This window comes from Aeromicrobium sp. SORGH_AS_0981 (assembly GCF_031453195.1).
Classification (GTDB): domain Bacteria; phylum Actinomycetota; class Actinomycetes; order Propionibacteriales; family Nocardioidaceae; genus Aeromicrobium.
Genome location: NZ_JAVIZD010000001.1, coordinates 315,662 through 338,425, shown reverse-complemented (window position 1 = coordinate 338,425; position 22,764 = coordinate 315,662). Strand labels below are relative to the sequence as shown.

Here is a 22,764-nt window from a genome sequence, read left to right as displayed (position 1 = left end):
GACGAGCGGCGCTGCGGTTTACCACGGTCCCGTGGTAGAGGTCGTCCTCCCCAGAGAAGTTTGCCGAGGGAGGACGATGTTCACCACGGGACCGTGGTAAACCGTCAGCGGCGGACGTCGACGCGCTCGGGGGTGTGGAGCCGGACCATCGTCCGGGCGACGGTGGTCGGGACGCGCGAGCGGGTCAGCAGGGAGACGCCGACCATGAGGCCGAAGCCGAGGGGCACGCTCCACAGCGCCGGCTGGCCGACGAGGGTGCCGACCCAGCCGGTGGGGCGGTCGGAGATGGCGACGACCGTGGCGAGCAGCGCCGCGAGCCCGCCCCCGGCCATGCCGGCGAGTGCGCCCGGCGCGGTGAGGCCGCGCCACCAGATGCCCAGCACCAGCAGCGGGCAGAACGTCGACGCTGCGAGCGCGAACGCGAAGGTCACCGAGCTGGCCACGGGGATCGGCTCGGCGGCGAGCGCCAGGCCCAGCGGGACGAGGACGCAGCCGGCGGCCGCGAGCCGCAGCGAGGAGATGGGTGACAGGCGCCCCGCGAGTGGGCCGGCCGAGAGGCTCTGCCCGACGACGCCCGCGATCGCCATGGTGAGCCCGGACGACGTCGACAGGAAGGCCGCGAACGCGCCGGCGGTGACGAAGGCCGAGAGCACGTCGCCGAGCCCGCCGCCGAGGACCCGGGCCGGCAGCTCGAGCACGACCGTGTCGGCCCGGCCGGCCGCGACGAGGTCGGAGGCGTACACCCGACCGAGCACTCCGTAGACCGTCGGCAGGAGGTAGAACCCGCCGATGAGGGCCAGCACGATGAGGGTCGTGCGGCGGGCGGCGTGGCCGTCGGGGTTGGTGTAGAACCGCACCACGACGTGCGGGAGTCCCATGGTGCCGAGGAAGGTGGCCACGAGCACGGAGTAGGTCGTGTAGAGGCCCTGTGCGTCGGTCGTGCTCCACGGCGCGAACCACGCGTCGGGCGCCACCGGCGAGGGTGTGCCGTCGAGCGCCCACGCCCGCAGCAGGAAGACGGCCGGCACGAGCAGGGCGGTCAGCTTCAGCCAGTACTGGAACGCCTGCACGAAGGTGATGCTGCGCATGCCGCCGGCCACGACGTTCACGACGACGATGCCGGCCACGAGCACCATGCCGACCCAGCCGGGGCTGCCCGAGACCGTCCGCAGCGTCAGGCCGGCGCCCTGGAACTGCGGCATGAGGTAGAGCCAGCCGACGCCGACGACGAGCAGCGTGGCCGCCCGGCGCACCGCGACCGACTGCAGCCGCACCTGGGCGAAGTCGGGGATCGTGTAGGCGCCCGAGCGGCGCAGGGGTGCCGCCACGAGCACGAGCAGCAGCAGGTAGCCGGCGGTCCACCCGATCGGGTACCAGAGCACGTCGGGCCCGGAGGTGAGGACGAGCCCCGCCACCCCGAGGAACGAGGCCGCCGACAGGTACTCGCCGCCGATGGCCGAGCTGTTGAGCGACGGCGACACCGACCGCGAGGCCACGTAGAAGTCGCTGGTCGTGCGGCTCACCCGCAGCCCGAAGGCGCCGATGCCGAGCGTGGCGAGCGAGACCAGCGCGACGGCCACGGCGGCGTGCGTCGTGCTCACCGGGGCACGTCCTCGACCGACCGCGGGTCGACCAGGTCCGTGAAGTCGGCCTCCGCGCGCTCGGAGCGTCGGACGTACACCCAGCCGAGCGCGAGGAGCGCCGGGTACACGACGACGCCGAGCAGCAGCCACGGCAGCGGGACCGGTCCGAGGCGGGCGTCGGCGACGTCGGGCACGAGGGCGAAGACGAGCGGCAGGCTCCCGAGGCCGAGCGCGAGGGCGGCGACGACCGCCAGGGCCGACCGCAGCTGGGTCGACACGAGCGAGCGCACGTAGACGTCGCCGACGCCGGTCTCCTCGTCGATCTCCTGCCGGGCGCTGCGTCGTCCGTGCGGCGCGGCGGCCGACGTCAGCGGGCTCGTGACGCGGACGCGGCTACCGGGCCCGTCGCCTCGCTCGGGCACCTCACCGGCTCCGCTCGTGGATCAGGTCGCGCAGGGTGGGCGTGTGGCGTCGCGAGACCTGCAGCTCGACGACGCCGTCGCCGTGCGGCACCACCACGCTGCAGCGGCCCGCCTGCATGCGCACCTCGCGCACGTGCGCCAGGTTCACGGCGCTGCTGCGGTGGATCCGCACGAAGCCGACGTCCTCCCAGTCGGAGACGAGGCCGGTGAGCGGCGTGCGGACCAGGTGCCCGGCGCCGTCCGCGGTGTGCAGCCGGACGTAGTCGCCCTGGGCCTCCACGTGGGTCACCGTGGACCGCCGGACGAACCGGGTGACGCCGCCGAGCTCGACGGCGATCGTCTCGTCGGCCTCCGGGGCGGGGTCGCCCTGGTCGACCGCGCGCCGGATGCTCTCGCGCAGCCGCTCCTCCCGGATGGGCTTGAGGAGGTAGTCGAGGGCGCCCAGCTCGAACGCCTCGAGCGCGTGACCCTCGTGCGCGGTGACGAAGACGACGCGCGGCGGCGTGCGGAACTGCCCGACGACCCGCGCGATGTCGATGCCCGAGAGCCCGGGCATGGCGATGTCGAGGAAGAGGAGGTCGACGGCGCCGCCCTCCAGCCGGCGCAGCGCCTCGGCGCCGGAGCGGGCGGTATGCACGGCGCCGACCCGCGGGTCGCGCTCGAGGAGGTAGACGAGCTCGTCGAGCACCGGCTGCTCGTCGTCGACGACGAGGGTCCGCAGCGCGGCAGCGGGCTCGGGCGCGACGTCGTCCATGCGGGGGAGTGTAGGCCCCGCCCCTCCCCGCGTTCTGTGGACCTGACGACGGTCTCCTCGCCGGATTCCGTCACCAGGTCCACAAAACGCGGGGACGGGTGGAGGGTCAGTCGGGGTCGCCGAGGCCGCGGGCGGCGAGGGCGTCGCCGACGGCGTGCGCCGTGGGCGACCGTGCGCACGGCGAAGGGGGTCAGGGTCGCCCGCGGGCTGCGCTCGAGGCCGCGAGCCTTGGCCGCCTCACGCGTCTGCGTGAACAAGGTCGTCACCACGGGGATCGAGGAGATCGCGAGGGAGAAGGTCAGCGCGACGCGCTCGGGGTCGACGCCGAAGGGACGCAGCACGCGAGCGGCTCGGACGACGGCGTCGAGCAGGTCGTCGGTCGGCGTCGTCGCGGTGAACGTCGTCGCGAGCACGACCAACGTGAGGGTGGTGGCCACGACCTCGACCGCCACCGGCCAGCCCCGCTGCCACGTCTGCAGCGCCGCCACGACCGCCAGCAGCACGAGCAGGGGCCGGACGCCGAGCGCCAGGCTGCGCGCGGGCACCCCGGCGTGCAGCGCGACGCCCAGGGCGGCCGCGAGGGCGAGCAGCGGGAGCCACGGACCCTGTAGGGCGACGACCCCGACGCCGAGCAGCACAAGACCCAGCAGCTTGCGGCCCGTGGGCAGGCGGTGCCAGACGGTGTCGCCGGGGACCTGCAGGCCGAGCGGCAGGCTCCTCACGCTCGCGGCCTCACGACCCGCTCCTCACGACAGGGCGCTCTCGACGTAGTGCGCGACCGCGCGCTCGGGGTCGTCGTCGCACGTCACGCGGCCGTCCTCGACGACCAGCGCCCGGTCGCAGCGCCGCGCCAGGTCGAGGTCGTGCGTGACGAGCAGCAGCTGCTGCTCCATCGACAGCAGGCGCTCCTGCACCGCGCGGGCGTTGCGCAGGTCGAGCAGCGTCGTCGGCTCGTCGGCGACCACGACCGTGGGCTCGCAGGCGAGCACGCCCGCGATCGCCAGCAGCTGCTGCTGGCCGCCGGAGAGGGCGTGCACGGAGGTGTCGGCGCGGTCGGCGAGCCCGATGTCGGCCAGCACCGCCCGGGCCCGTGCCTCCCGCTCGCGCTTGTCCTTCACGTGCCGACGCAGCGACAGGGCGACGTCCTCCAGCACGGTCGGCATGACGAGCTGGGCCGCCGGCTGGGTGAACACGAACCCGACCCGGCGGCGCACCGCGGGGCCGTCGGTCGCGACGTCGAGGCCGTCGACGCGGACCGTGCCCGACGCCGCGGCGACGAGCCCGTTGACCAGCCGGGCGAGCGTCGACTTGCCCGAGCCGTTGGCGCCCACGACGACGACGCGACGCTCCGTCAGGCGCGCGGTGACGTCGCGCAGGAGCACGACCTCGCCGTCCGCCGTCGGGGCGGAGACGGTGACGTCGTCGAGCTCGATGGTCGCCATGGCGCCAGTCTCGCCCACCCTGGGGCGGGGCCGCTCAGCGACGGGTCAGCAGCTGCGGGAACGCGCGGTGCACGGCAGCCGCGACGACGGCGGCCAGCACCAGCTTCACGAGGTCGGCCGGGACGTAGACGGCGGTCGCCTTGACGGTGGGCAGGTAGGGCGTGTCGCTGTAGAGGGCGATGCCGAGGGCGCCGACGAGCCAGCAGACGACCTCGCCCACGAGCCCGCCGACCAGCACGACCGCCGTCGTCACGGCGAGTCCTGCGGCGCGGGCGCGCTGCACCGCGAGCCCGACGACGAGGGCGACGAGAGGGAAGGAGACCAGGTAGCCGGCCGTCGGTCCGGCGAACGGGGCAAGGCCGCCGACCGGTCCGGCGAAGACGGGCACGCCGACCGCCCCGACCGCGAGGTAGAGGGCGACGGCGAGGAAGCCGCGCACCGGTCCGAGCACGGCGCCGGCGAGGAAGACGCCGAAGAGCTGCAGCGTGACGGGCACCCCGTTGACGCCGAACGGCAGCGCCGCGACGACGGAGCACACCGCGACGAGCGCGGCGAACACCGCGACGAGGGCGAGGTCGGTGGTGGTGAGGCCGCGGCGGCGCGCGGTCGTGGTGCTGCTCATGGAGGGACGGTCCTTCGTTCCTGAACGACGTTCAGGTGAACGCCGTTCGGTAGTGTGGCACACCGGTCGACCGAGCGGGAGGGGAACCACGTGGCGAACAGCCTGGACGACGTCGTGTCCGGCGCGCTGCGGGTGCTCGACGCCTACGGCCTGGAGTACTGCACGATGCGCCGCGTGGCCGGCGAGCTCGGCGTGCAGCCCAGCGCGCTGTACCACCACGTCGCCGACAAGCAGACCCTGCTCGGCCTCATGGCCGACCGTGTCGTGGCGCCGGTCGAGGTCGACGCCGACCTCGCCGCCACGTCGCAGCGACTGCGCACCGCCATGCTCGCCGTCCGCGACGGCGCGGAGGTCGTGGCCACGACGGCGGCCTTCCGGCTCGGCCAGTTCGCGCTCGAGACCGCGCTGGCCGACCACAGCGACCGCGACGTCGCGCGCACGCTGCTGCTCTACGTCGTCGGGCACACGCAGGCCACACAGCTGCACCGCCAGGCCGCCGCCGTCGGGATCGTCGAGGCCGACCCCGATCTCGACGCCTCCTTCGAGCGCGGCCTCGCGATCATCCTGCGCTGAGCGGTCAGCACCTCCGGCGGAGGAGGGACGTCACCAGGAGCGGTGCAGCGGGCGTCCCTCGTCGTACCCGGCGGTGCTCTGCAGGCCGACGACGGCCCGCTCGGCGAACTCGGCCAGGCTGCGGGCGCCGGCGTAGGTGAAGCTCGAGCGCACCCCGGCGGTGATGCCGTCGACGAGGTCCTCCACGCCGGGACGCTCCGGGTCGAGGTACATGCGCGACGTCGAGATGCCCTCCTCGAACAACGCCATGCGCGCCTTCTCGAAGCCGGCGGCGTCGCGGGTGCGGTTCGCGACGGCGCGCGAGCTGGCCATGCCGAAGGACTCCTTGTAGGCGCGTCCGTCGGCGTCGTGGCGCAGGTCGCCCGGGCTCTCGTGCGTGCCCGCGAACCAGGAGCCGATCATGACGCTCGCGGCGCCGGCCGCGAGCGCGAGCGCGACGTCGCGCGGGTAGCGCACGCCGCCGTCGGCCCACACGTGGGCGCCGACCTGGGCCGCGGCCGCCGCGCACTCGAGCACGGCCGAGAGCTGCGGGCGTCCGACGCCGGTCATCATCCGGGTGGTGCACATGGCGCCCGGCCCGACGCCGACCTTGAGGATGTCGGCACCCGCCGCGGCGAGGTCGCGCACGCCGTCGGCCGAGACGACGTTGCCGGCCGCGATCGGGACACGTCGGCCGGTCGCGGCCTCGTGGGCGTCGCGGGCGGCCCGGACGAGGGGCAGGGCGTCGAGCATCTTCTGCTGGTGGCCGTGCGCGGTGTCGACGACGAGCACGTCGACGCCCGTCGCGAGCAGCGCCTCGGTCTTGGCGCGCACGTCGCCGTTGATGCCGACGGCCGCGCCGACGACCAGACGTCCGTCCGGGTCGACGGCCGGCGTGTAGATGGTGGAGCGCAGCGCGCCCTTGCGCGTGACGACGCCGACGAGCTCGCCACCGTCCAGCACGGGGGCCAGCGAGAGGTGGTTGCCGGCGAGGACGTCGAAGTACTCGCGCGCCTCGAGCCCGGCCTCGACCGTGCGGACGTCGGTCGACATGATCTCGTGCACCTGCGCGAACCGGTCGACCTCGGCGCCGTCGCGCTCGGTGACGACGCCGAGCGGCTTGCCGTCCTCGACCACGACCACCGCGCCGTGCGAGCGCTTGGGGAGCAGGCTCAGCGCCTCGCCGACGGTGGTGCTCGGCGGGACCGTGACCGGCGTGTCGTAGAGGGTGTGGGCGGCCTTGACCCGGGCGACGGTCGAGGCGACGACGTCGGCGGGGATGTCCTGCGGGATGATCGCGATGCCGCCGCGGCGCGCGATCGTCTCGGCCATGCGCCGCCCCGACACGGCGGTCATGTTCGCCACCACGAGCGGGACGGTCGTGCCCGTGCCGTCGCTCGTCGAGAGGTCGACGTCGAACCGCGAGGTCACCGCCGAGTGCCGCGGCACCATGAACACGTCGTTGTACGTCAGGTCGTGCGTCGGCTGCAGGCCGTTCAGGAACTCCACTCCCCGAAGTGTACGGGCGGGCTCGCGGGCGGTTCGCCGCTCAGGTCCAGTCGACGTCCGAGCGCACCACGCGGGCCGGGGAGCCCGCGACCATCGACCGCGGCTCCTCGACCGAGCGGGTGACGACGGCCCCGCCCGCGACGATGCAGCCGTCGGCGATCGTCACGCCCTTGAAGATCATCGCGCGGCTGCCGACCCACACGTGGTCGCCGATCGTGATCGGTGCGCCGGACGGACCGTCGGGCACGTGGCCGCCGCCGCTGCCGTGGCGGTGGAAGTCGTCGTCGACGATCTGCACGCCCCAGCCGATCGCGCAGTCCGCCCCGATGCTCACGCCCTGGGTGCTGACGACCGTGCAGTCGGGGGAGACGTAGGTGCGCGGCCCGACCGTGACCACCGCGTCGGGCCCGACGTCCCACCGGTTGCCTGCTGCGATCGCGGCGTTGCCCTCGAACGTCAGGCGCCCGCGCAGCCGCAGGACCGACCGCTCCCGACCGTGCAGGAAGCCGTAGAAACCGGCGCCGAGGAACACGCGGGAGCCGCGCCGGACGGTGAGCCGCGAGGCGCCGACGATGCGGAAGCGACCTCCGACGACGACGGGGGTGCGGTGACGCAGCGTCGCGCGCAGCGTGCGGACCAGGGACGCGCGGAAGGGGCCGACGAGCAGGCCGAGGACGGTGGAGCGGATGGCGGACGTCCTTCCGGTGGCCCGGGCGGGCGGGGGTCTGGCCCGCCCACCCTAGGACATCGGCGAGGTGGCCGGAGGCGGATCCGCCGAGCGGCGCCGGGCCGTCGTATCCTCGGGCCCGACCCCAGGATCGGAGCAGCGATGGCGAGCACGGCCCGTGTCCGCGTGCACGGCCCCCTGCCCCCGCCCGTGACCGGCGCGGCACGGGTGACGGACCTGATGGCCGCAGAGCTGCGCTCCCGCGGCGCCCGGCTGGAGCTGAACGACTCCAACGACGCGGTCGGCCCGCTGCGTCGCGTCGGTCGGCTGGTGCGGGGCCTGCTGCGCCTCTGCGTGGCGCGGCGTGGGTCCGTGTATGTGGGCGGCGCGGGCGGGGAGCTGCTGCACTACCAGGCCCTCGTGGTGGGGCTCGCCCGTCGGCGAGGGCTGCGCGTCGTCTTCCACCACCACAACTCCAGCTACCTGGACCAGCCCGTGCCGGCGATGGATCGACTGGTGCGCTGGGGCGGCGCCGCAGTGCGCCACGTCGTGCTCGGCGACGTCATGGCCGAGCGGCTGCGGCGCACCTACCCGCTCGCGCAGGACGTCGTGGTCTGCTCCAACGCCGCGCTCCTCGCCCCGGTCGACGGGCCGCCGCACCCCCCGCACGGCAGGGTCGTGCTCGGCCACCTGAGCAACCTCACGCTCGAGAAGGGGCTGCAGGACGTCGTCGACGCGGCGGTCCGGGCGCGCGACGCGGGGCTCGACTGCACGCTCGTGCTCGCCGGCCCGTGCGCGGACGAGGCGGCCGCCGCGGTGGTCGCGTCCGCACGGGAGCGCCTCGGCGACGCCCTCGTGGTCACGGGCCCGCTCGACCAGGACGGTGTCGAGCGCTTCTACGCCGACGTCGACCTGTTCGTGTTCCCCAGCCGCTACCGCAACGAGGCCGAGCCGCTCGTCGTGCTCGACGCGATGCGCCACGGCGTGCCCTCGGTCGCCGTCGACGTCGGCTGCCTCGCCGAGCTCGTTCCGGCGTCGCTCCTGGTCCCCCTCGAGGGCGACGTCGGGGCGGTGGTGCTCGACGTGCTGCGGCGGGGGCTGCCCGACGGTGTCGACGTGCAGCAGCGGTTCACCGCCCGCCGCGAGCGCGCCCTCGAGGTGCGCGCCGCCGTCGTGGAGCACCTGCTCGGCGGTTGAGCGTCCTGCGGGGCTCGCTCAGCGGCTGAGCGCCCGGTGGCGCCGCTGCAGCTCCTCGTGCAGGTTGACGGCCCAGCCCCTGGAGCTGGTGCGCATGCCGAGGCCGACGCTGACGGCCGACATCTGCTCGAGCCGCCACGGGTCGAGCGAGGCCACCTGCAGCATCCGCTCCGCCAGGGCCTCGGCGTCGCCGCCGGGCACGGTCCAGCCGTTCTGCCCGTCCTGCACGAACGGCGGCGCCGCGCCCACGAAGTAGGTGGTGATGATCGGGAGCCCGCTGAGCGCGCCCTCGTGCAGCGTGACCCCGTACGGCTCCTCCCTCGAGGGCACGACCAGGCACGACGAGGCACGCATGTGCTCGGCCACCTCGGCGGGCTGCTGGAAGCCGAGCAGGGTGACGCCCTCGAGACCGTCGAACGCCCCGGCGAGCGGTCCGATGCCGGCGACGTCGAGGTCCCACGGATCCTCCGAGCGACTGCGGTAGAGGCGGTAGGCCTCCGCGAGCACGTCGGCGCCCTTGTGGTGCACCAGGCGGAGCGCCGCGAGGAACCGGCGACGTCCGGCGACCTCCTCGCCCGAGCGGGCGGGCGAGCCGAACACAGTGGTGTCCGCGCTGAGCGACCCGCGGATCACGTCGCCCTCGCCGAAGCCGAGCCGGCGGGCGAAGAACTCGGTGCGGTCGCTCGGGACCATCACGCAGTCGAAGAGGGAGCGCACCCACCAGGGCGCGACCGCGCGGCCGAGCCACTGCTTGGGGATGTTGCGCCAGACGTTGTCCATCCAGAGCACCCGCAGGGTCCCGGGCGGCAGTGCCTTGACGGCCTCACGGTAGGGGCCGTAGTGCCAGGAGTGCATGAGCACGGCGTCGGGGGCGAAGGCGCGCACCACGTCGCGCACCTCCCCGTCGGCCGGGGCCTCGTGCCACAGGTGGACCTGGGCGTACTCGCGGAAGCGGTGCGACGTGTACGCGGTGTCGGACGTCTCGCTCTCGGTGACCACCAGCAGCTCGACGCCGCGGGCGGCGAGCTCGCGGCAGGCGGCGTCGTTGAAGCCGGCCCAGCCGGTGGCGAGGATGGCGACGCGCATCGACGTCAGCGCACGGCCTCGACGGCCATCTGCGCGCCACCCTCGGCGGCGCGCAGGTCGAGGCCGGCGAGGTGCGGCACGGGGCTCTCGTTCAGCTCGCGCCGGTGCACCTCGGAGAAGCCCGCGCGGCGCAGCTCCGCCTCGAGCGTCTCGAAGTCGTAGACGTAGCCGAGGTGGTGCTCGAAGGAGGCGATCGGGATCTGCACCCAGTCGACCGGGTGCTCGACCACGAGGCCGCAGTCCTCGTAGACCTTCGCCTCGGGGTCGCCCTTGGGCGCGCTGCCTGCGAGGTAGCGCTCGACGTGCGCCCGAAGGTCGGGCGTGACGAAGCGGATCGCGCCGCCGGGCTGCAGGCACCGGTACGCCTCGGCGAAGAGGGTGCGGGCCGGGTGGAGCGGGATGTGCTCGATGACGTTGTCGGAGTAGATCGCCTCGACCTCGCCGTCGCCGAGCGGCCAGGGTTCCGTCGCGTCCATGTACAGGCGGGTCGTGGGGCCGACGTTGGTGACGACCCAGCCCTCCCGCGGCGCGTTGCCGCCCAGCTCGAGCCGCAGCGGCCGCGGTGCGTCTGCCAGCTCCTTCAGGGCGCGACGGCGTGCGACGGGGGTGTTGGCGGCGAGGACCGCGGGTCGGATCGCGGCCTTCAGACGACGGTTCACGTCACGCCTCTCGGGGCTAGGGCTCGGGGAGGAGGAGCGGGGAAGGGCTGGTCAGCTGCCACAACGACCGGACGGTGGTGCGGGTCACGGCCTCAGGAAGACTCCGTCGGCCTGGAGCACGGCGCCGCCCGGGTCGGTGAAGCCCTGGTCGAGCCCGACCAGCACGAAGCCGTGGTCGTAGGCCCACGAGATGGCCTCGTCCGCGAGCATCCCGCCCTCGTAGAGCGTGACGAACGAGAGCTCCAGCTGGAGGCCGACGAGGCGGGGCACGGTGGTCTCGGCACCCTCGAGGACGGCGCGCTCGAAGCCCTGCGTGTCGATCTTGAGGAACGGCGTGCGGGCCTCGCCCAGCACGTCAGCGGCGACGTCGTCGAGCCGGCTGACCTCGATCGTCTCGGTGCCGACCATCTGGATGTCCGGGCTCGAGGCGCGGTGCTGGTCGGCCATGGGCAGCAGCGAGCTGCTGTCGCTGTTGGAGGCGACGTGGATCTCCTGGCGGCCGGTGGTGTCGCCGAGCGCCGTGTGCCGGGTCTCCCACCGCGGGTCGGACGCGGCGACGCGGACCAGGTCGGCGTGCGCGGCCGCGAGGGGCTCGAACGACACGATGCGGCCGGTGTACCCGAACTCGCGCAGCTCGGTGGCATAGCCGCCGCGCGCCGCTCCCACGTCGAGCACGAGGTCGACGCCGCGGTCGACGAGCAGACGCTGCCGCCGGGCCGCGGGGTGGCGGCGCACGACGAGTCCCCGGCGCGCCAGCTGGCGCATCACCACGTGGCTGATCCCTGACACGGGGGAACCGTACCGCGGTCGGGAACGGCTCGGGGACGGTTCCGCGCGTGGCGCGTGACCTAGGCTGGCGCTCGTCGTTTCCCCGGTGGACGGACCGGTGGTCAGGCGGCGCGCGACGGGAGTGATGCACGGTGGGCGAGCGCTCCACGACGTTGCTGGTCGACCCGAGCAGCGACGGGCACCACCTGCAGTCGGTGTCGTGGCTGACCCGTCACCTGGCGCCTTCGGGACCGGTCGTCCTGCTGACCCGCCGCGGTGCGTCCGACGACCCCGCCTACGCGGAGTACCTGGGCGACGACCTCGCGGCCGGACGTCTCGCCGTCGCGGAGGTCTTCGACGGCTCGAGCCCGAGCACGGCCGACCTCGTCCGCGAGGTCGAGGCGCGCTGCCGCGCCGAGCAGACGGTCCCGGTGCGCACCGTCGTGCACCTCGACGGCGACCAGGCGCTCAAGCGCTGGTGGTACGCCGCGCCACCGGCGCTGCGCCGCCTGCCCGTCCGGCCGCGCGTGGTGTTCATGCTGACGCGCTACCCGGCGCGCGTGCCGCTGCTCGACCGCACGGGCTGGCGGCTGCGCGTCTCCAAGGCGCTGCTCGTGGTGGCCGGGCGGCTCACGGGCGCCCTCCAGCGCGTCGTCGGCTACAAGGGCCGTGGCGACACCCAGCGCGGCTGGGTCGTCACCCGGGTCAACGACCCGGAGTTCTGCACGGCGCACGCGCGCGACCGCGACCGCTGGCGCGAGCAGCACGACCTGCCCCGCGACGAGGCGCTCGTGGGGGTGTTCGGCCTCATCTCCGAGCGACGCAACGCCCCGATGGTGCTGGAGGCGCTCGAGACGGGCGGGATCGACGCCCGGCTCGTGGTCGCTGGCGCGTTCTCGCCGGAGGTGCGCGCCTGGGTCGACGGCCTGGAGCCCGAGCGCCGCGCCCGGGTGCTCGCGCGCGACACCTACCTCGACAACGACACGCTCGACCAGCTCGTCGCGGCCGTCGACGTCATCCCCGTGCCCCTGACCAACAACGGCCCCAGCGGCATCATGGGCAAGGCCGAGGCCGCCGGCGTCGCGGTCGTGACGGCCGGCTCGACGGTGCGGGCCCGCGAGGTGGAGGCGCTCGGCGGCGGCCTGGCGTGCGAGCTGAGCGTGCCCGCGCTCGCCGAGGCGATGCGGACGGTCCTCGCGGGCGAGGTCGTGCTGCGGACGGGCACGGCCGACCGTTGGGACGCCGTCGAGCGCTACTGCCGCACGCTGCTCGGAGAGCGTCCGTGACGCAGCGCATCGCGGCGCTCTTCGTCGTCGGCGGCGGCTTCGTCGTCCAGGGCCTGCTGACGATCACGGGGGTCATCTCCGCACGGCTGCTCGGCGTGGAGGGGCGCGGCGAGCTGGCGCTCGTGGTGGCGCTGTCGGCGATGGCCGCGCAGCTGACCCTGGGCGGCAGCCTCCCGAACGCGCTCACCGCACGTCTGGCAGCGCAGCGGCTCACCGCGCGGGACGGGGTGGGCCACCTCGTGCGTCCGTGGACGGCGCTCGCCGTGGCCGTCGCGCTGCCGTTCGGCGTGCTCTTCGCCGTGCTGCACGGCGAGGTCGGCGACCCGGGCGTCTGGTACCTGGCTGCCGCGGTCGTCGCCCTGGCCCTGCTCAACATGGGCTACCGCCTGGTGCTCGGCGGGCTGCTCGGGGAGGGCGCGCCGATGCCGCGCATCGCCGTGGCTACCCTCCTGCCGCAGACCCTGGTGACCCTCGTGATGGTGGGGCTCTTCGTCGTCGTCGACAGCACGACCCCGCTCGTGCTGTCGCTCGTCATGATCGTGTCCTTCGCCGTCGGCATGGTCGTCTCCGTCGGCCTGCTCGCCCGACCGGGCGACGCGCGCGGGCGGCTCGAGGGTCGCGACCTCTGGCGGCTCACCCGCGCCACCTACGTCGGCAGCATCGGCCCGATCGACGGCCTGGCGCTCGACCGCACGCTCGTCGGCGCGATCATGGGCACGGTCGCGCTCGGCCTGTACTCCGCGGCCGCCGCGCTCGCGTCGCTGCCGGCGATGATGGGCACCGGTGTCGCCGCCGTCCTGCTGCCGCGCGTCGCCGCCGCCCAGTCCGACCCGGTCCTGGAGCGACAGGTCGTCCGGCGCTGGATCGGCGGGGCGGTCCTGGTGCTCGGCGTGCTCACCGCCGTCCTCGTGCTCGCGGCCGACTGGATCATCGTGCTCGCGTTCGGACGCGAGTTCGAGTCGGCGGTCGCCGTCGCGCACTGGCTCGTGGCCGCCAGCGGGCTGCTGGGGCTGCGCCGGGTATTGGTGGCCGTGCTGCAGGGTCGCGACCGCGGCGCCGTGGCCTCGTGGATCGAGCTGGCGCTGACCCCCGTGCTGGTGGTCGCCATCGTGCTCGCCGCCCGCGCCGACGCCGTCGAGGCCGTCGGCATGGCCATGCTCGCGACGGCCGTGGCGAGCGTGACCTCGCTGGCCGTGGCGCTGCGCCGGACGGCCCCGTCGCGACGGACGACCGTCAGCGCAGGTGCGGCTGGGTAGCGGCCCAGTCCTCGATCGTCCCGGCCAGCAGCTCGCCCACCCGGCGGTGGAACGCCTCGGTGTAGTGCGCGCCGTCCGGTCGGGGATCCTCGCCGCGGGCGTCCCACGCCGCACCCTCGTCCCACAGGTCGAGGTAGCGCAGTCGCGGTGACGCGCGTCGGGCCACCATGTCGCGCAGCGCGCGGTCGATCACCTCGGTGCGCAGCACCGAGCCGGGGAACCAGTCCGCGTAGACGCGGCCGGACGACAGCAGGCCGACCACCACGACCAGGGGGCTCGAGAGCCGGTCGATGCAGAACAGGTACTGCTCGAGGTGGGCGACGGTGCGGCGTGCGCGACGTCGGGCCAGGGCGCGGGCCAGCGGTGCCGGGAGCGCCCGGTCGACGCGCTGCTGCAGGACGGCCAGCCCCTTCCACAGCGGTCGCACCAGGACCGAGCGGTAGCGGCGGCGCACCGGGCCCGGCCGTTCGCGACCGGCCCGTGCGTGGCGTTCGACGAAGCGGGGGATGAGGGCGTGGACGGTCTCCATGTGACCGTGGTGGAGCACGACGACGTCCGGGAACTCGCTCGTCGCCTGCCGCTCCCAGCGGTCCATGAGGTCGTAGACGCGCTGCGCCGACATCGCGTCCACGCTGGTGTGCACGTCGTGCCCGCGGGCACGGAGCTCCTGCTCGACCACCCTCGGGTAGGGCAGGAGACCGGGCGCGCGGCGGTCGCCGTGCGACTGCCACATGACGGTCGACGCGCCCTTGTACAGGATGCGGATGGGCAGCACGCCGTGGTCCATCTCGTCCTCCTCCGATGCCACTACGATGACCCCCATGCCTGCTGCCGCCGAGCCCACGTTCGGGGCCCTGGTCTCGTCCGACGTCGCACGCTACACCGGCCGTCCGGGACGCTGGTGGACCGCGATACCGCGCGGCTTCAGCCGTCCGGGGCTGTGGGCGACCCTCGTCGTGCGGGCCCAGCAGCGGCTGCGCGCGCGGGGCCACGTGCGCGCCGCGAGCATGCTGCGCGGGATCGGCGTCGTGACCGTGGGCGTCGACGTCGACGCCGGCGCACAGATCGGCCCCGGGGTGTGGTTCGAGCACCCGGTGGGCGTCGTGATCGGCAGCGGCGTGGTGCTGGGGTCGGGCGTCTCGGTCGCGCAGGGCGTGACCCTCGGGGTGCGCCACTCGCTCGCGACGTCGGCGGCCGACTTCCCCGTGGTGGGTGACGGCGTGTTCATCGGTGCGCGGGCCTCGGTCCTGGGTGCCGTGACGGTCGGCGACGGCGCCGTGGTCGCGGCCCACTCGCTCGTGCTCGACGACGTGGCTCCTGGCGCCACCGTGATGGGCACGCCCGCACGTCCCGTCGGCTGAACCACGTCAGGCTCCCCGTCCGGGCAGCCCCGCGCCGCGGAGGGTGGCGGCGACCAGGTGACGGGTCCCTGGCCAGAGCCCGTCGTCCGCGAGGTCCGCGAGGTCGTGGCCGAACCAGCGCAGCTCGGAGCCCTCGCCGCCCTGGCGTGCGGTGACGTCGGGGCCGAGCGGCAGCGCCCAGCACAGGCTGACGGCGTGCTTGCGCGGGTCGCGACCGAACGTGTCACCCGTGCGCACGTCCGGAGGGAACCACTGCACGACGTGGTGGGGCTGCGGGTCGGTGGGCAGGTCCAGGTCCGCGCCCACGAGCGTGTCGTGCACGTGGCGGGCGACGGCCTCGTCGGTCGTCTCGCCGTGCCGGACGCGCCCGCCGAGGTGGCACCACACGGGGGCGCCGGTGTCCGCGAACCGGCGGCGGATCAGCCCGACCTCGAGCCGGTCGCCATCGCCCCGCACCGGGACGACGTCGACGCACAGCACCGGCACGGACGCCTGCACCGTGGCCCAGAGGTCGTCGGGCAAGGAGGTCATGAGCGGAGGTGGTCGGCGTTCTGGAGGTACCAGTCGTAGGTGGCGGCGAGGCCGTCGCGCAGGCTGGTGCGGGCGGTCCAGCCGGCGTGGGCGAGCTGGGTGACGTCGAGGAGCTTCTGGGGGGTGCCGTCGGGCTTGGTGGTGTCCCAGGTGGTGGTGCCGGTGTAGCCGGTGACCTCGGCGACGGTGGCGGCGATCTCGGCGATGGTGACGTCGGTGCCGGTGCCGACGTTGACCTGCTGGGGTCCGTCGTGGTGCTCCAGGAGGTGCAGGAGGGCGTCGGCGAGGTCGTCGACGTGCAGGAGCTCGCGGCGGGGGGTGCCGGTGCCCCAGTTGGTGACCTCGGTGGCGCCGTCGCGGGTGGCTTGGTGGTAGCGGCGGATGAGGGCGGGCAGGACGTGGGAGCCGGTGGGGGAGAAGTTGTCGTTCGGTCCGTAGAGGTTGGTGGGCATCGCGGAGATCCAGGGCAGGCCGTGCTGGCGGCGCACGGACTGCACGTGCAGGATGCCGGCGATCTTGGCGATGGCGTAGGCGTCGTTGGTGGGTTCGAGGTGGCCGGTGAGCAGGGCGTCCTCGGTGATGGGTTGGGGGGCGTGCTTGGGGTAGATGCAGGAGGAGCCGAGGAAGACCAGGCGCTGGACGCCGGTGGCGAGCGCGGCGTCCATGACGTTGACCTGGATCTGCAGGTTCACGCTGAGGAAGTCCACGGGGTAGGTGTCGTTGGCGAGGATGCCGCCGACCTTGGCCGCGGCGAGGGCGACGTAGGTGGGGCGGGTGGTCTCGAAGAAGGCGTGGACGGCGGCGCGGTCGGTGAGGTCGAGCTCGGCGGAGGTGCGGCCGACGACGTCGGTGAAGCCGGCGGCGTGGAGTCGTCGCACGAGCGCGGAGCCGACCATGCCGGCGTGCCCGGCGACGTAGAAGGTGGCGTCGCGGTCCAGGGGGCCGGGGGTGTAGTCGACGTCGTCGCTGGTGCGCAGGCTCATGCGGTGCCCCAGGAGGCGAGCCGGACCTCGTCGTGCCAGGGGGTGCCCTCGTGGGTGAGGGCCTCGACGTCGGCGTCGACCATGAGGCGGGCGAGCTCGCGGCCGTCGACGGTGGGGACCCAGTCGAGCTTCGTGGCGGCCTTGGCGGGGTCGCCGATGAGCGCGTCGACCTCGGTGGGGCGCAGGTAGCGCTCGTCGAAGCGGACGTGCTTCTCCCAGTCGAGGCCGGCGTGCTCGAAGGAGATCTGCAGGAAGTCGCGCACGGTGATCCCGACGCCGGTGGCCAGGACGAAGTCCTCGGGCTGGTCGGCCTGCAGCATGCGCCACATGCCCTCGACGTACTCCGCGGCGTAGCCCCAGTCGCGCACCGCGTCGAGGTTGCCCATGTAGAGCAGGTCCTGCTTGCCGGCCTTGATCGCCGCGACGGCGCGGGTGATCTTGCGGGTCACGAACGTCTCGCCGCGGCGGGGCGACTCGTGGTTGAACAGGATCCCGTTGACCGCGAACATGTCGTAGGCCTCGCGGTAGTTCTTGGTGATCCAGTACGAGTACAGCTTCGCCGCCGCGTACGGGGAGCGTGGGTAGAAGGGCGTGTCCTCATCCTGCGGCGGCGGGGTCGCGCCGTACAGCTCGCTGCTCGAGGCCTGGTAGAACCGCGGACGGATCCCGGCCGCGCGGACCGCCTCCAGCAGCCGCACCGTGCCCGTGCCGGTGGTGTCGGCGGTGTGCTCGGGCTCGTCGAAGGAGACCCGCACGTGCGACTGCGCCGCGAGGTTGTACACCTCATCAGGCGCGATCTCGTACATCAACGACACCAGCCGGGCCCCGTCGGACTGGTCCCCGTAGTGCAGGAACAGCCTCGTGCCGTCCACGTGCGGGTCCTGGTACAGGTGGTCGATGCGCGACGTGTTGAACGTCGACGCCCGACGGATCAGGCCATGGACCTCATAGCCCTTGCCCAGCAGCAGCTCAGCCAGGTACGACCCGTCCTGACCGGTGATGCCGGTGATCAGCGCGCGCTTCGTCACGGGGTGCCTCTCTCCGGGGACCGAGGGTGCTCGGCCCCATCCTGCCCGGCGTCGGTGCGACCCGGGGCCTCCTGTCCGTCGTCGCCCTGCGCCAGCAGGTGCTCGAGCTCCTCCAGCACCACGGCGGGGGGAAGGTCGACGTCGTCCTGCACGCCCTGCATGGCGCGCTCGGACCGCAGCCGGTCGACCGGCTCCGCCACGACGTAGCGGTAGCGCGAGTCGGGGACGTTGTCGACGATCGCCCAGTAGCCGGGGTTGAGGTAGCGCGGCGCGAACAGCTCGAGCACGCGGACCCCGGGCGGGGCGAACGTCAGGTTCACGAGCCCGGCGCCGTGCGGGGCGACGACGACCTCCGCGGCCGCGAAGTGGTCGATCTGCTCCTGCACGGTCATCGTTCCGGGGTCGACCCGCACGAAGCCCTGGCGCTCGAGATGCGGCAGCAGCGCCTCCTCCTGCACGTAGCGGCGGGTGTTCGGGCGGTCGCCCCGCGTGACGTACAGCCGACGCGGCTTGTCGCGGACGTCGCGGGCCGGCAGGTGCGCGCGCAGCCACGCGGTCACCCACGGGGGCGCGAGCGTCGTCTGGTTGTCGATCGCCGGCACGAGGAGCCGGTCGGCGCGCAGGTGGAGGGCGTGGGTCGGCTCCACGAGCGGCAGGGCGTCGAGCCCGACCATGGCGACGAGCTGACGGTCCCAGCGGGTGGTGTGCCCGACGACGACGCGGTCGGGGCGCTCGTCGGGGAACAGCTCCTGCAGGAGCCCCCATCGGGGCAGGGCGTCCATCAGCGAGTGGTAGTAGTTGCGCGCCGAGGCGTGCGACGCGAGCGAGACGACCGTGCCGGCCACGTGCTCCGGCTCGGGATAGCGCAGCCGCAGGTGCACCGGGTGCTCGGTGGGACGGCGGATGCCGAAGTACGGGCTCGTCTCCCGGTCCAGCGTGCCCGCGGGCGTGACCGTCGCGGCGGCCTCGCCGACCAGACGTCCGTCCTCGACCTCGAGCACCGAGCGCGGGGGCCGGCGCAGGACGCGCACGTCGTCCCAGAAGCGCAGGCCGCCCGGTCGGCCGGCGGGGAGGGGGCGCAGCAGGTCCAGCGGGGGGCCGAGGGCGTGCAGGCGGACGCGGTCGGGCTCGGCCGTGGCCGTGGCGCGCGACGTCGGGCTGACGCGCGCGGGCACCGACCGCGGACCGCCGTCGCCGACGGCACGGGCCGCCACGCCGACCGTGCGGGTCGCGGCGCGGTGGGCCCGCTTGGCCACGGGCCACAGCGGCATCAGGGCCGGGGGGAGCCGGGTCATGCGGCGCGGGCGAACCAGGCGTTCCCGAGGCCGGGCTTGTCCGGTGACGGCTCGTCCCGCACGAGGTCGAGCCCGACGCCCGCGAGGTAGGTGACGAGGTCGGCCAGGGCGTAGCCGTCGACGGGGTGGTACTCCATGACGACCCGCTGCACGTCGGCCCAGAGGGCGGGGTCGCTGCCGAGGATGTAGCCGTACTCGGCACCCTCCGCGTCGCTCTTGAGCAGGTCGACCCGCCCGCCGGCCGCCGCGTGGGCGTCGGCGAACGTCACGCACGGCACCTCGACCTCGCCCCCGAGCCCGTCGGGCGCGGTCATGCCGTTGTGCGCGCTGGCCTCGCCGTTGTCGACGAAGCGCAGCGTGCCGCGGTGGTCGGAGACCGCCTCGGCGTGCACGTGCAGCCGGTCGGCGAAGCCGTTGGCCTCGGCGTTGCGGCGCGTCCAGGCCGCCGTCGAGGGCGACGCCTCGTACGCGTGCACGGTCGCGCGGGGGGCGCGGGCGCAGACCGCCGTCGAGAAGCTGCCGATGTGGGCGCCGACGTCGATCGCGACGAAGTCCGGACGGAGCCCGACCAGCAGCTCGTCGACGCGGTACACGTCGTCGGCCGTGATCTCGTAGACGGGGAACCGGGCGCCGGGGGAGTTCGGCGTGTGGATGGTCAGGCCCGAGCGGGTCCGGAACGTCACCTCGCCGCCTCGGGCCATCGCCAGCAGCAGCTGGGGCCCGTTGCGGAAGTGCGTGAACGACTGACGCACCCGCCGGACCGCGTACCCCGCACCGCGCACTGCCATGTTGCTCCTCCCACGTGGACCTTCGACCCCATCAACCGTCGTGGACGCCGAAGGTCACGGGGGTGCGAACTTGGGGATCCGCAGCGTGACCTTCGTGCCCAGCCCCGGAGCCGTCTCGACCACGATGCCCCGGTCGTTGCCGTAGACCGTGCGCAGCCGCTCGTCGACGTTCGCGAGGCCCACGGACGCCGACGACGTGTCGCCCGACAGCACGGCCCGGACGGTCTCCGGATCGCTGCCGACGCCGTCGTCCTCGATGGAGATGACGCAGTCGGCGCCCTCGTCGAGGGCCACGAGGGTGACGGTGCCGGCGCCCTGCTGACCCTCCAGCCCGTGCCGCACGGCGTTCTCGACCAACGGCTGGACCGCCAGGAACGGCAGCCGGACGTTGAGCACCTCCGGCGCCACCCGCGTGACCACGCGCAGCCGGTCGCCGAAGCGGGCCTTCTCGAGCACCAGGTAGCGCTCGATCGAGCGCAGCTCCTCCGCCAGCGTGGTGAAGTCGCCGTGCTGGCGGAAGGAGTAGCGCGTGAAGTCGGCGAACTCCAGCAGCAGCTCGCGCGCCCGCTCGGGGTCGGTGCGCACGAACGACGCGATCGCGCCGAGGGAGTTGTAGACGAAGTGCGGCGAGATCTGCGCGCGCAGCGCCCGCAGCTCGGCCGCCATGAGCGCGGTGCGGGACTTGTCGAGCTCGGCCAGCTCGAGCTGGCCCGACATCCACGCCGCGACCTCGGCGGTCGCCCGCAGCAGCCCGGCCGACGGCTGCTCGGCCACCACCACGAGCGCGCCGATGACCCGCTCGTCGACCACGAGGGGCGCGGCGACGGCCGGCCCGGCGGCCTGGGTGCGGCCGGTGCGCAACGTCGCCGCGACGACGTCGGCCAGACCCGGGTCGGTCGGGTCGTGGGGTCCGTCCCAGGCGAGGTGCGTGGTGGTGTCGGTCAGACCCACCGTCGGCGTGCCGAGCAGGGCGCGCACGTGGGGCAGGGTCTCGAGGGCGCTGGAGCGGTCGAGCCCCTGCCGCAGGGCCGGTGCCGCCAGGGCGGTGCGGTGCAGCGCCTCGTAGGTGGCGCGCTCCTCGGGCGACCCGAGCGGGGTGCCGCGCAGCCGGCGTCGACGCAGCACGGCGTGGCCGAGCCCGCCCAGCAGGACGCCGAGCAGGGCCGCGAGGAGGGGGCTCACCGCAGCTCGAGCAGCAGCGTGTCCGGCGGCTGGGGTCCCTGCGAGCGCGGCTCCTTGCGCACGCGGGCCCGGGTGCCGCGCAGCAGGTGACGCAGCCGCAGGCTGCCGCTCTGCGCGGTGTTCTGGTCGAACAGCTCCCGCACGCGCGACAGTGTCGCGTCCTCGACGGGCTGGCGTCCGGTCTCGCGGGCGTACTGCAGCAGCGCAGGGAGGTCGAGCTCCTCCCACGTGGCGTGCTCGGTCGTCTCGAGGGGGTGGAAGAGCCCGGAGGCCTCGACGGTGCCGGTGGCCGGTGCGGGTGGCGTCGGACGACGTCCTGCGACCTCGCGCAGGCGTCGGACCCACGGCAGCGTCTCGTCGTGGTCGCGCGCGAGGCTCGAGAGCACGCCACCCGCGCGCAGCACGCGGGCCTGCTCGGCCAGCACGGTCTGGTCGTCGTGCAGCTGCGGCGTGACGACCGCGTCGAACGCGTCGGCCACGAACGGCAGGCGGGGGCCGACGGTCCGCACGTAGAGCACGTCGGGCGACCGGACGGTGCGCACGTCCTCGCCCGCGACGACGACCTCGTGGCCCTGCTCGGCGAGCCGGAAGGCGAGCGAGGAGTCCTCGAGCAGCAGCACGCACGCGAGTCGGTCGCCCACCAGCCACTTGACGAGGCGGTCGTGCGCCTCGTCGGTGCCGGGGGCGGACCGTGCCGCCTGGTCGAACAGCTCGCTCACACCCGCAGGCTACCGGTCCGCGGACGTCCGCTCGGTACGCTTCGGGGCGTGTCAGAGCCCGTCGACCCGTTCCTGCCCGCGGCGTCCCTCGAGGGGGTGCCCTCGGCGTTCGCGGCGACGCGTGACGGCATCGACGCCCTGCTGCGCGACCGGGGCCTGCGTCGGACGACGCCGGAGGACACGGCGCGCTCGCTGCTGCTCGGCGCGGTCGCCACGGCGCGGCTGGAGGGCAGCGAGCTGCCGCCGGTCGCCGACGACGGCGACGACCCCGCGGTGGAGCTGCTCGCCGGCGGGGGAGGCGACGTCGTGGCGCGCTCGGCGGTGCGCCTGAACGTCGAGCTGCTGGGTCTCGTGCCGGTGTGGAGTCGTTCCCCGTTGCAGGCGCTCGCCCGTCTGCACGCCCTGGCCGCGTCGGGGAGCGTGCCGGACGACGAGCTGGGTCGCCCCGCCGACGCCGGCGGCGCGGCGCGGCTGGCGGAGCTGGCGCGGCTCGCCGCCCGCCCCACGGAGGCCCCTGGACTCGTCGTCGCCGCCCTCGTGCACGCCGAGGTGGCCACGTCGGGCGCGTTCGCCGCGCACGGCGGCATGGTCGCGCGCGCGGCCGAGCGTCTCGTGCTCGTCGTGAAGGGCGTCGACCCCGCCTCCGTCGTCGTCCCCGAGGCCGGCCACGCCGCCGAGCCCGCCGGCTACGCCGCCGCCCTCACCGCCTACGCCCGCGGCGACGCCACCGGCATCCAGCAGTGGCTCCAGTACGCCTCCCAGGCCCAGGCGCGGGGCGCCGAGGCGTCCCCCGTCGCGCAGGGTCGGCGCTAAGGCTCTGCCTGCTGCTGTCCTTGTCCTGGGGCTGCGTCGGCGCGGCTTCTTGGTGACCTGCGGCTGCGCCGGCGCGGCTTCTTGGTGTCCTGCGGCTGCGCCGGCGCGGCTTCTTGGTGTCCTGCGGCTGCGTCGGCGCGGCTCTCTGCACGGGTGGGGCTGCGCTGGCGCGGCTTCGACTCGTCCTGCGCTCCGCAAGGGCCTCGACCGGGCGGCTGGGTGGCGCACTGGTCCGGGATCTCGGGCTGCGGGTTGGTGTTG

At 74.4% G+C, this 22,764-nt stretch carries 24 protein-coding genes; 6 read left to right on the top strand and 18 right to left on the bottom strand.

Going from position 1 to position 22,764, the window contains the following annotated elements; translation table 11 throughout:
• Nucleotides 1–104 precede the first annotated feature (104 nt).
• From QE370_RS01795 to QE370_RS01775, 5 genes are all read right to left on the bottom strand, one after another.
• Nucleotides 105–1,601 (bottom strand): cation acetate symporter, encoded by a 1,497-nt coding sequence (locus QE370_RS01795; RefSeq protein WP_253025035.1) that lies wholly within the window; start codon nt 1,599–1,601, stop codon nt 105–107.
• The gene (locus QE370_RS01790) at nt 1,598–2,005 is read right to left on the bottom strand and encodes a hypothetical protein (protein ID WP_309633191.1); all 408 of its coding nucleotides are present in this window, start codon (nt 2,003–2,005) and stop codon (nt 1,598–1,600) included. Before QE370_RS01790 ends, QE370_RS01795 begins: the two co-directional genes overlap by 4 nt.
• A 1-nt stretch (nt 2,006) precedes the next feature.
• On the bottom strand, nt 2,007–2,759 hold the full coding sequence (locus tag QE370_RS01785) for a LytTR family DNA-binding domain-containing protein (RefSeq protein ID WP_067860048.1): 753 nt from the start codon (nt 2,757–2,759) through the stop codon (nt 2,007–2,009).
• Between the two features lie 746 nt (nt 2,760–3,505).
• Entirely contained in the window at nt 3,506–4,201 is a 696-nt protein-coding gene (locus tag QE370_RS01780; RefSeq protein ID WP_309633190.1) for an ABC transporter ATP-binding protein, read from the bottom strand.
• A gap of 34 nt (nt 4,202–4,235) precedes the next feature.
• Complete coding sequence (locus tag QE370_RS01775; RefSeq protein WP_309633189.1) at nt 4,236–4,823, bottom strand: biotin transporter BioY; 588 nt, start codon at nt 4,821–4,823, stop codon at nt 4,236–4,238.
• 90 nt (nt 4,824–4,913) lie between these two features.
• On the opposite strand from QE370_RS01775, the gene QE370_RS01770 reads away from it, so the two are divergent.
• On the top strand, nt 4,914–5,396 hold the full coding sequence (locus tag QE370_RS01770) for a TetR family transcriptional regulator (protein WP_067860036.1): 483 nt from the start codon (nt 4,914–4,916) through the stop codon (nt 5,394–5,396).
• Nucleotides 5,397–5,426: 30 nt separating this feature from the next.
• Here the strand turns inward: QE370_RS01770 and QE370_RS01765 are convergent, their stop codons facing one another.
• Nucleotides 5,427–6,884, bottom strand: a complete 1,458-nt coding sequence (locus QE370_RS01765) for a GuaB1 family IMP dehydrogenase-related protein (RefSeq protein ID WP_309633188.1) — start codon at nt 6,882–6,884, stop codon at nt 5,427–5,429.
• A gap of 40 nt (nt 6,885–6,924) precedes the next feature.
• Nucleotides 6,925–7,416 (bottom strand): acyltransferase, encoded by a 492-nt coding sequence (locus tag QE370_RS01760; protein WP_309633187.1) that lies wholly within the window; start codon nt 7,414–7,416, stop codon nt 6,925–6,927.
• Between the two features lie 297 nt (nt 7,417–7,713).
• Between QE370_RS01760 and QE370_RS01755 the strand changes: the two genes are divergently transcribed.
• Nucleotides 7,714–8,748 carry a glycosyltransferase family 4 protein gene (locus tag QE370_RS01755; RefSeq protein ID WP_309633186.1) on the top strand — a complete coding sequence of 345 codons (1,035 nt, stop codon included), beginning with the start codon at nt 7,714–7,716 and terminating at the stop codon, nt 8,746–8,748.
• Nucleotides 8,749–8,766: 18 nt separating this feature from the next.
• Here QE370_RS01755 and QE370_RS01750 read toward each other — a convergent pair whose 3' ends face one another.
• The 3 genes from QE370_RS01750 to QE370_RS01740 all read right to left on the bottom strand — a co-directional run bounded on the left by QE370_RS01750 (nt 8,767) and on the right by QE370_RS01740 (nt 11,282).
• Entirely contained in the window at nt 8,767–9,834 is a 1,068-nt protein-coding gene (locus QE370_RS01750) for a glycosyltransferase family 4 protein (protein WP_309633185.1), read from the bottom strand.
• A gap of 5 nt (nt 9,835–9,839) precedes the next feature.
• Nucleotides 9,840–10,493, bottom strand: coding sequence for a methyltransferase domain-containing protein (locus QE370_RS01745; RefSeq protein ID WP_309633184.1), 654 nt, complete (start codon nt 10,491–10,493; stop codon nt 9,840–9,842).
• Between the two features lie 84 nt (nt 10,494–10,577).
• Nucleotides 10,578–11,282 carry an FkbM family methyltransferase gene (locus QE370_RS01740; protein WP_309633183.1) on the bottom strand — a complete coding sequence of 235 codons (705 nt, stop codon included), beginning with the start codon at nt 11,280–11,282 and terminating at the stop codon, nt 10,578–10,580.
• A gap of 131 nt (nt 11,283–11,413) precedes the next feature.
• Here QE370_RS01740 and QE370_RS01735 point away from each other — a divergent pair, with 131 nt between their 5' ends.
• Nucleotides 11,414–12,547 (top strand): hypothetical protein, encoded by a 1,134-nt coding sequence (locus tag QE370_RS01735; RefSeq protein ID WP_309633182.1) that lies wholly within the window; start codon nt 11,414–11,416, stop codon nt 12,545–12,547.
• Nucleotides 12,544–13,803: an oligosaccharide flippase family protein gene (locus tag QE370_RS01730; RefSeq protein WP_309633181.1), complete on the top strand. Its 1,260-nt coding sequence runs from the start codon at nt 12,544–12,546 to the stop codon at nt 13,801–13,803. The genes QE370_RS01735 and QE370_RS01730 overlap by 4 nt, the downstream gene beginning before the upstream one ends.
• Here the strand turns inward: QE370_RS01730 and QE370_RS01725 are convergent.
• Nucleotides 13,781–14,590, bottom strand: coding sequence for a hypothetical protein (locus QE370_RS01725; protein WP_309633180.1), 810 nt, complete (start codon nt 14,588–14,590; stop codon nt 13,781–13,783). The genes QE370_RS01730 and QE370_RS01725 overlap by 23 nt on opposite strands.
• A 34-nt stretch (nt 14,591–14,624) precedes the next feature.
• Between QE370_RS01725 and QE370_RS01720 the strand changes: the two genes are divergently transcribed.
• Nucleotides 14,625–15,164 (top strand): hypothetical protein, encoded by a 540-nt coding sequence (locus tag QE370_RS01720; RefSeq protein WP_309633179.1) that lies wholly within the window; start codon nt 14,625–14,627, stop codon nt 15,162–15,164.
• 6 nt (nt 15,165–15,170) lie between these two features.
• Here QE370_RS01720 and QE370_RS01715 read toward each other — a convergent pair whose 3' ends face one another.
• Genes QE370_RS01715 through QE370_RS01685 form a run of 7 tightly spaced genes read right to left on the bottom strand, consistent with a single transcriptional unit; the run spans nt 15,171 to nt 21,690 of the window.
• Complete coding sequence (locus QE370_RS01715; protein WP_309633178.1) at nt 15,171–15,695, bottom strand: DUF4916 domain-containing protein; 525 nt, start codon at nt 15,693–15,695, stop codon at nt 15,171–15,173.
• A complete protein-coding gene (locus tag QE370_RS01710) occupies nt 15,692–16,678 on the bottom strand; it encodes a GDP-L-fucose synthase (protein WP_309633177.1) in 987 nt (328 codons plus the stop codon). The genes QE370_RS01715 and QE370_RS01710 overlap by 4 nt, the downstream gene beginning before the upstream one ends.
• Nucleotides 16,675–17,706, bottom strand: a complete 1,032-nt coding sequence (gene gmd / locus QE370_RS01705; RefSeq protein ID WP_309633176.1) for a GDP-mannose 4,6-dehydratase — start codon at nt 17,704–17,706, stop codon at nt 16,675–16,677. Before gmd ends, QE370_RS01710 begins: the two co-directional genes overlap by 4 nt.
• On the bottom strand, nt 17,703–19,001 hold the full coding sequence (locus tag QE370_RS01700) for a glycosyltransferase family 61 protein (RefSeq protein WP_309633175.1): 1,299 nt from the start codon (nt 18,999–19,001) through the stop codon (nt 17,703–17,705). The genes gmd and QE370_RS01700 overlap by 4 nt, the downstream gene beginning before the upstream one ends.
• Nucleotides 18,998–19,789 (bottom strand): FkbM family methyltransferase, encoded by a 792-nt coding sequence (locus QE370_RS01695; RefSeq protein ID WP_309633174.1) that lies wholly within the window; start codon nt 19,787–19,789, stop codon nt 18,998–19,000. The genes QE370_RS01700 and QE370_RS01695 overlap by 4 nt, the downstream gene beginning before the upstream one ends.
• A gap of 54 nt (nt 19,790–19,843) precedes the next feature.
• A complete protein-coding gene (locus QE370_RS01690) occupies nt 19,844–20,971 on the bottom strand; it encodes a histidine kinase (RefSeq protein ID WP_309633173.1) in 1,128 nt (375 codons plus the stop codon).
• Nucleotides 20,968–21,690: a hypothetical protein gene (locus tag QE370_RS01685; protein ID WP_253027327.1), complete on the bottom strand. Its 723-nt coding sequence runs from the start codon at nt 21,688–21,690 to the stop codon at nt 20,968–20,970. Before QE370_RS01685 ends, QE370_RS01690 begins: the two co-directional genes overlap by 4 nt.
• Nucleotides 21,691–21,738: 48 nt before the next feature.
• Here QE370_RS01685 and QE370_RS01680 point away from each other — a divergent pair, with 48 nt between their 5' ends.
• Complete coding sequence (locus tag QE370_RS01680) at nt 21,739–22,503, top strand: oxidoreductase (protein ID WP_309633172.1); 765 nt, start codon at nt 21,739–21,741, stop codon at nt 22,501–22,503.
• The last annotated feature ends 261 nt before the right edge of the window (nt 22,504–22,764 follow it).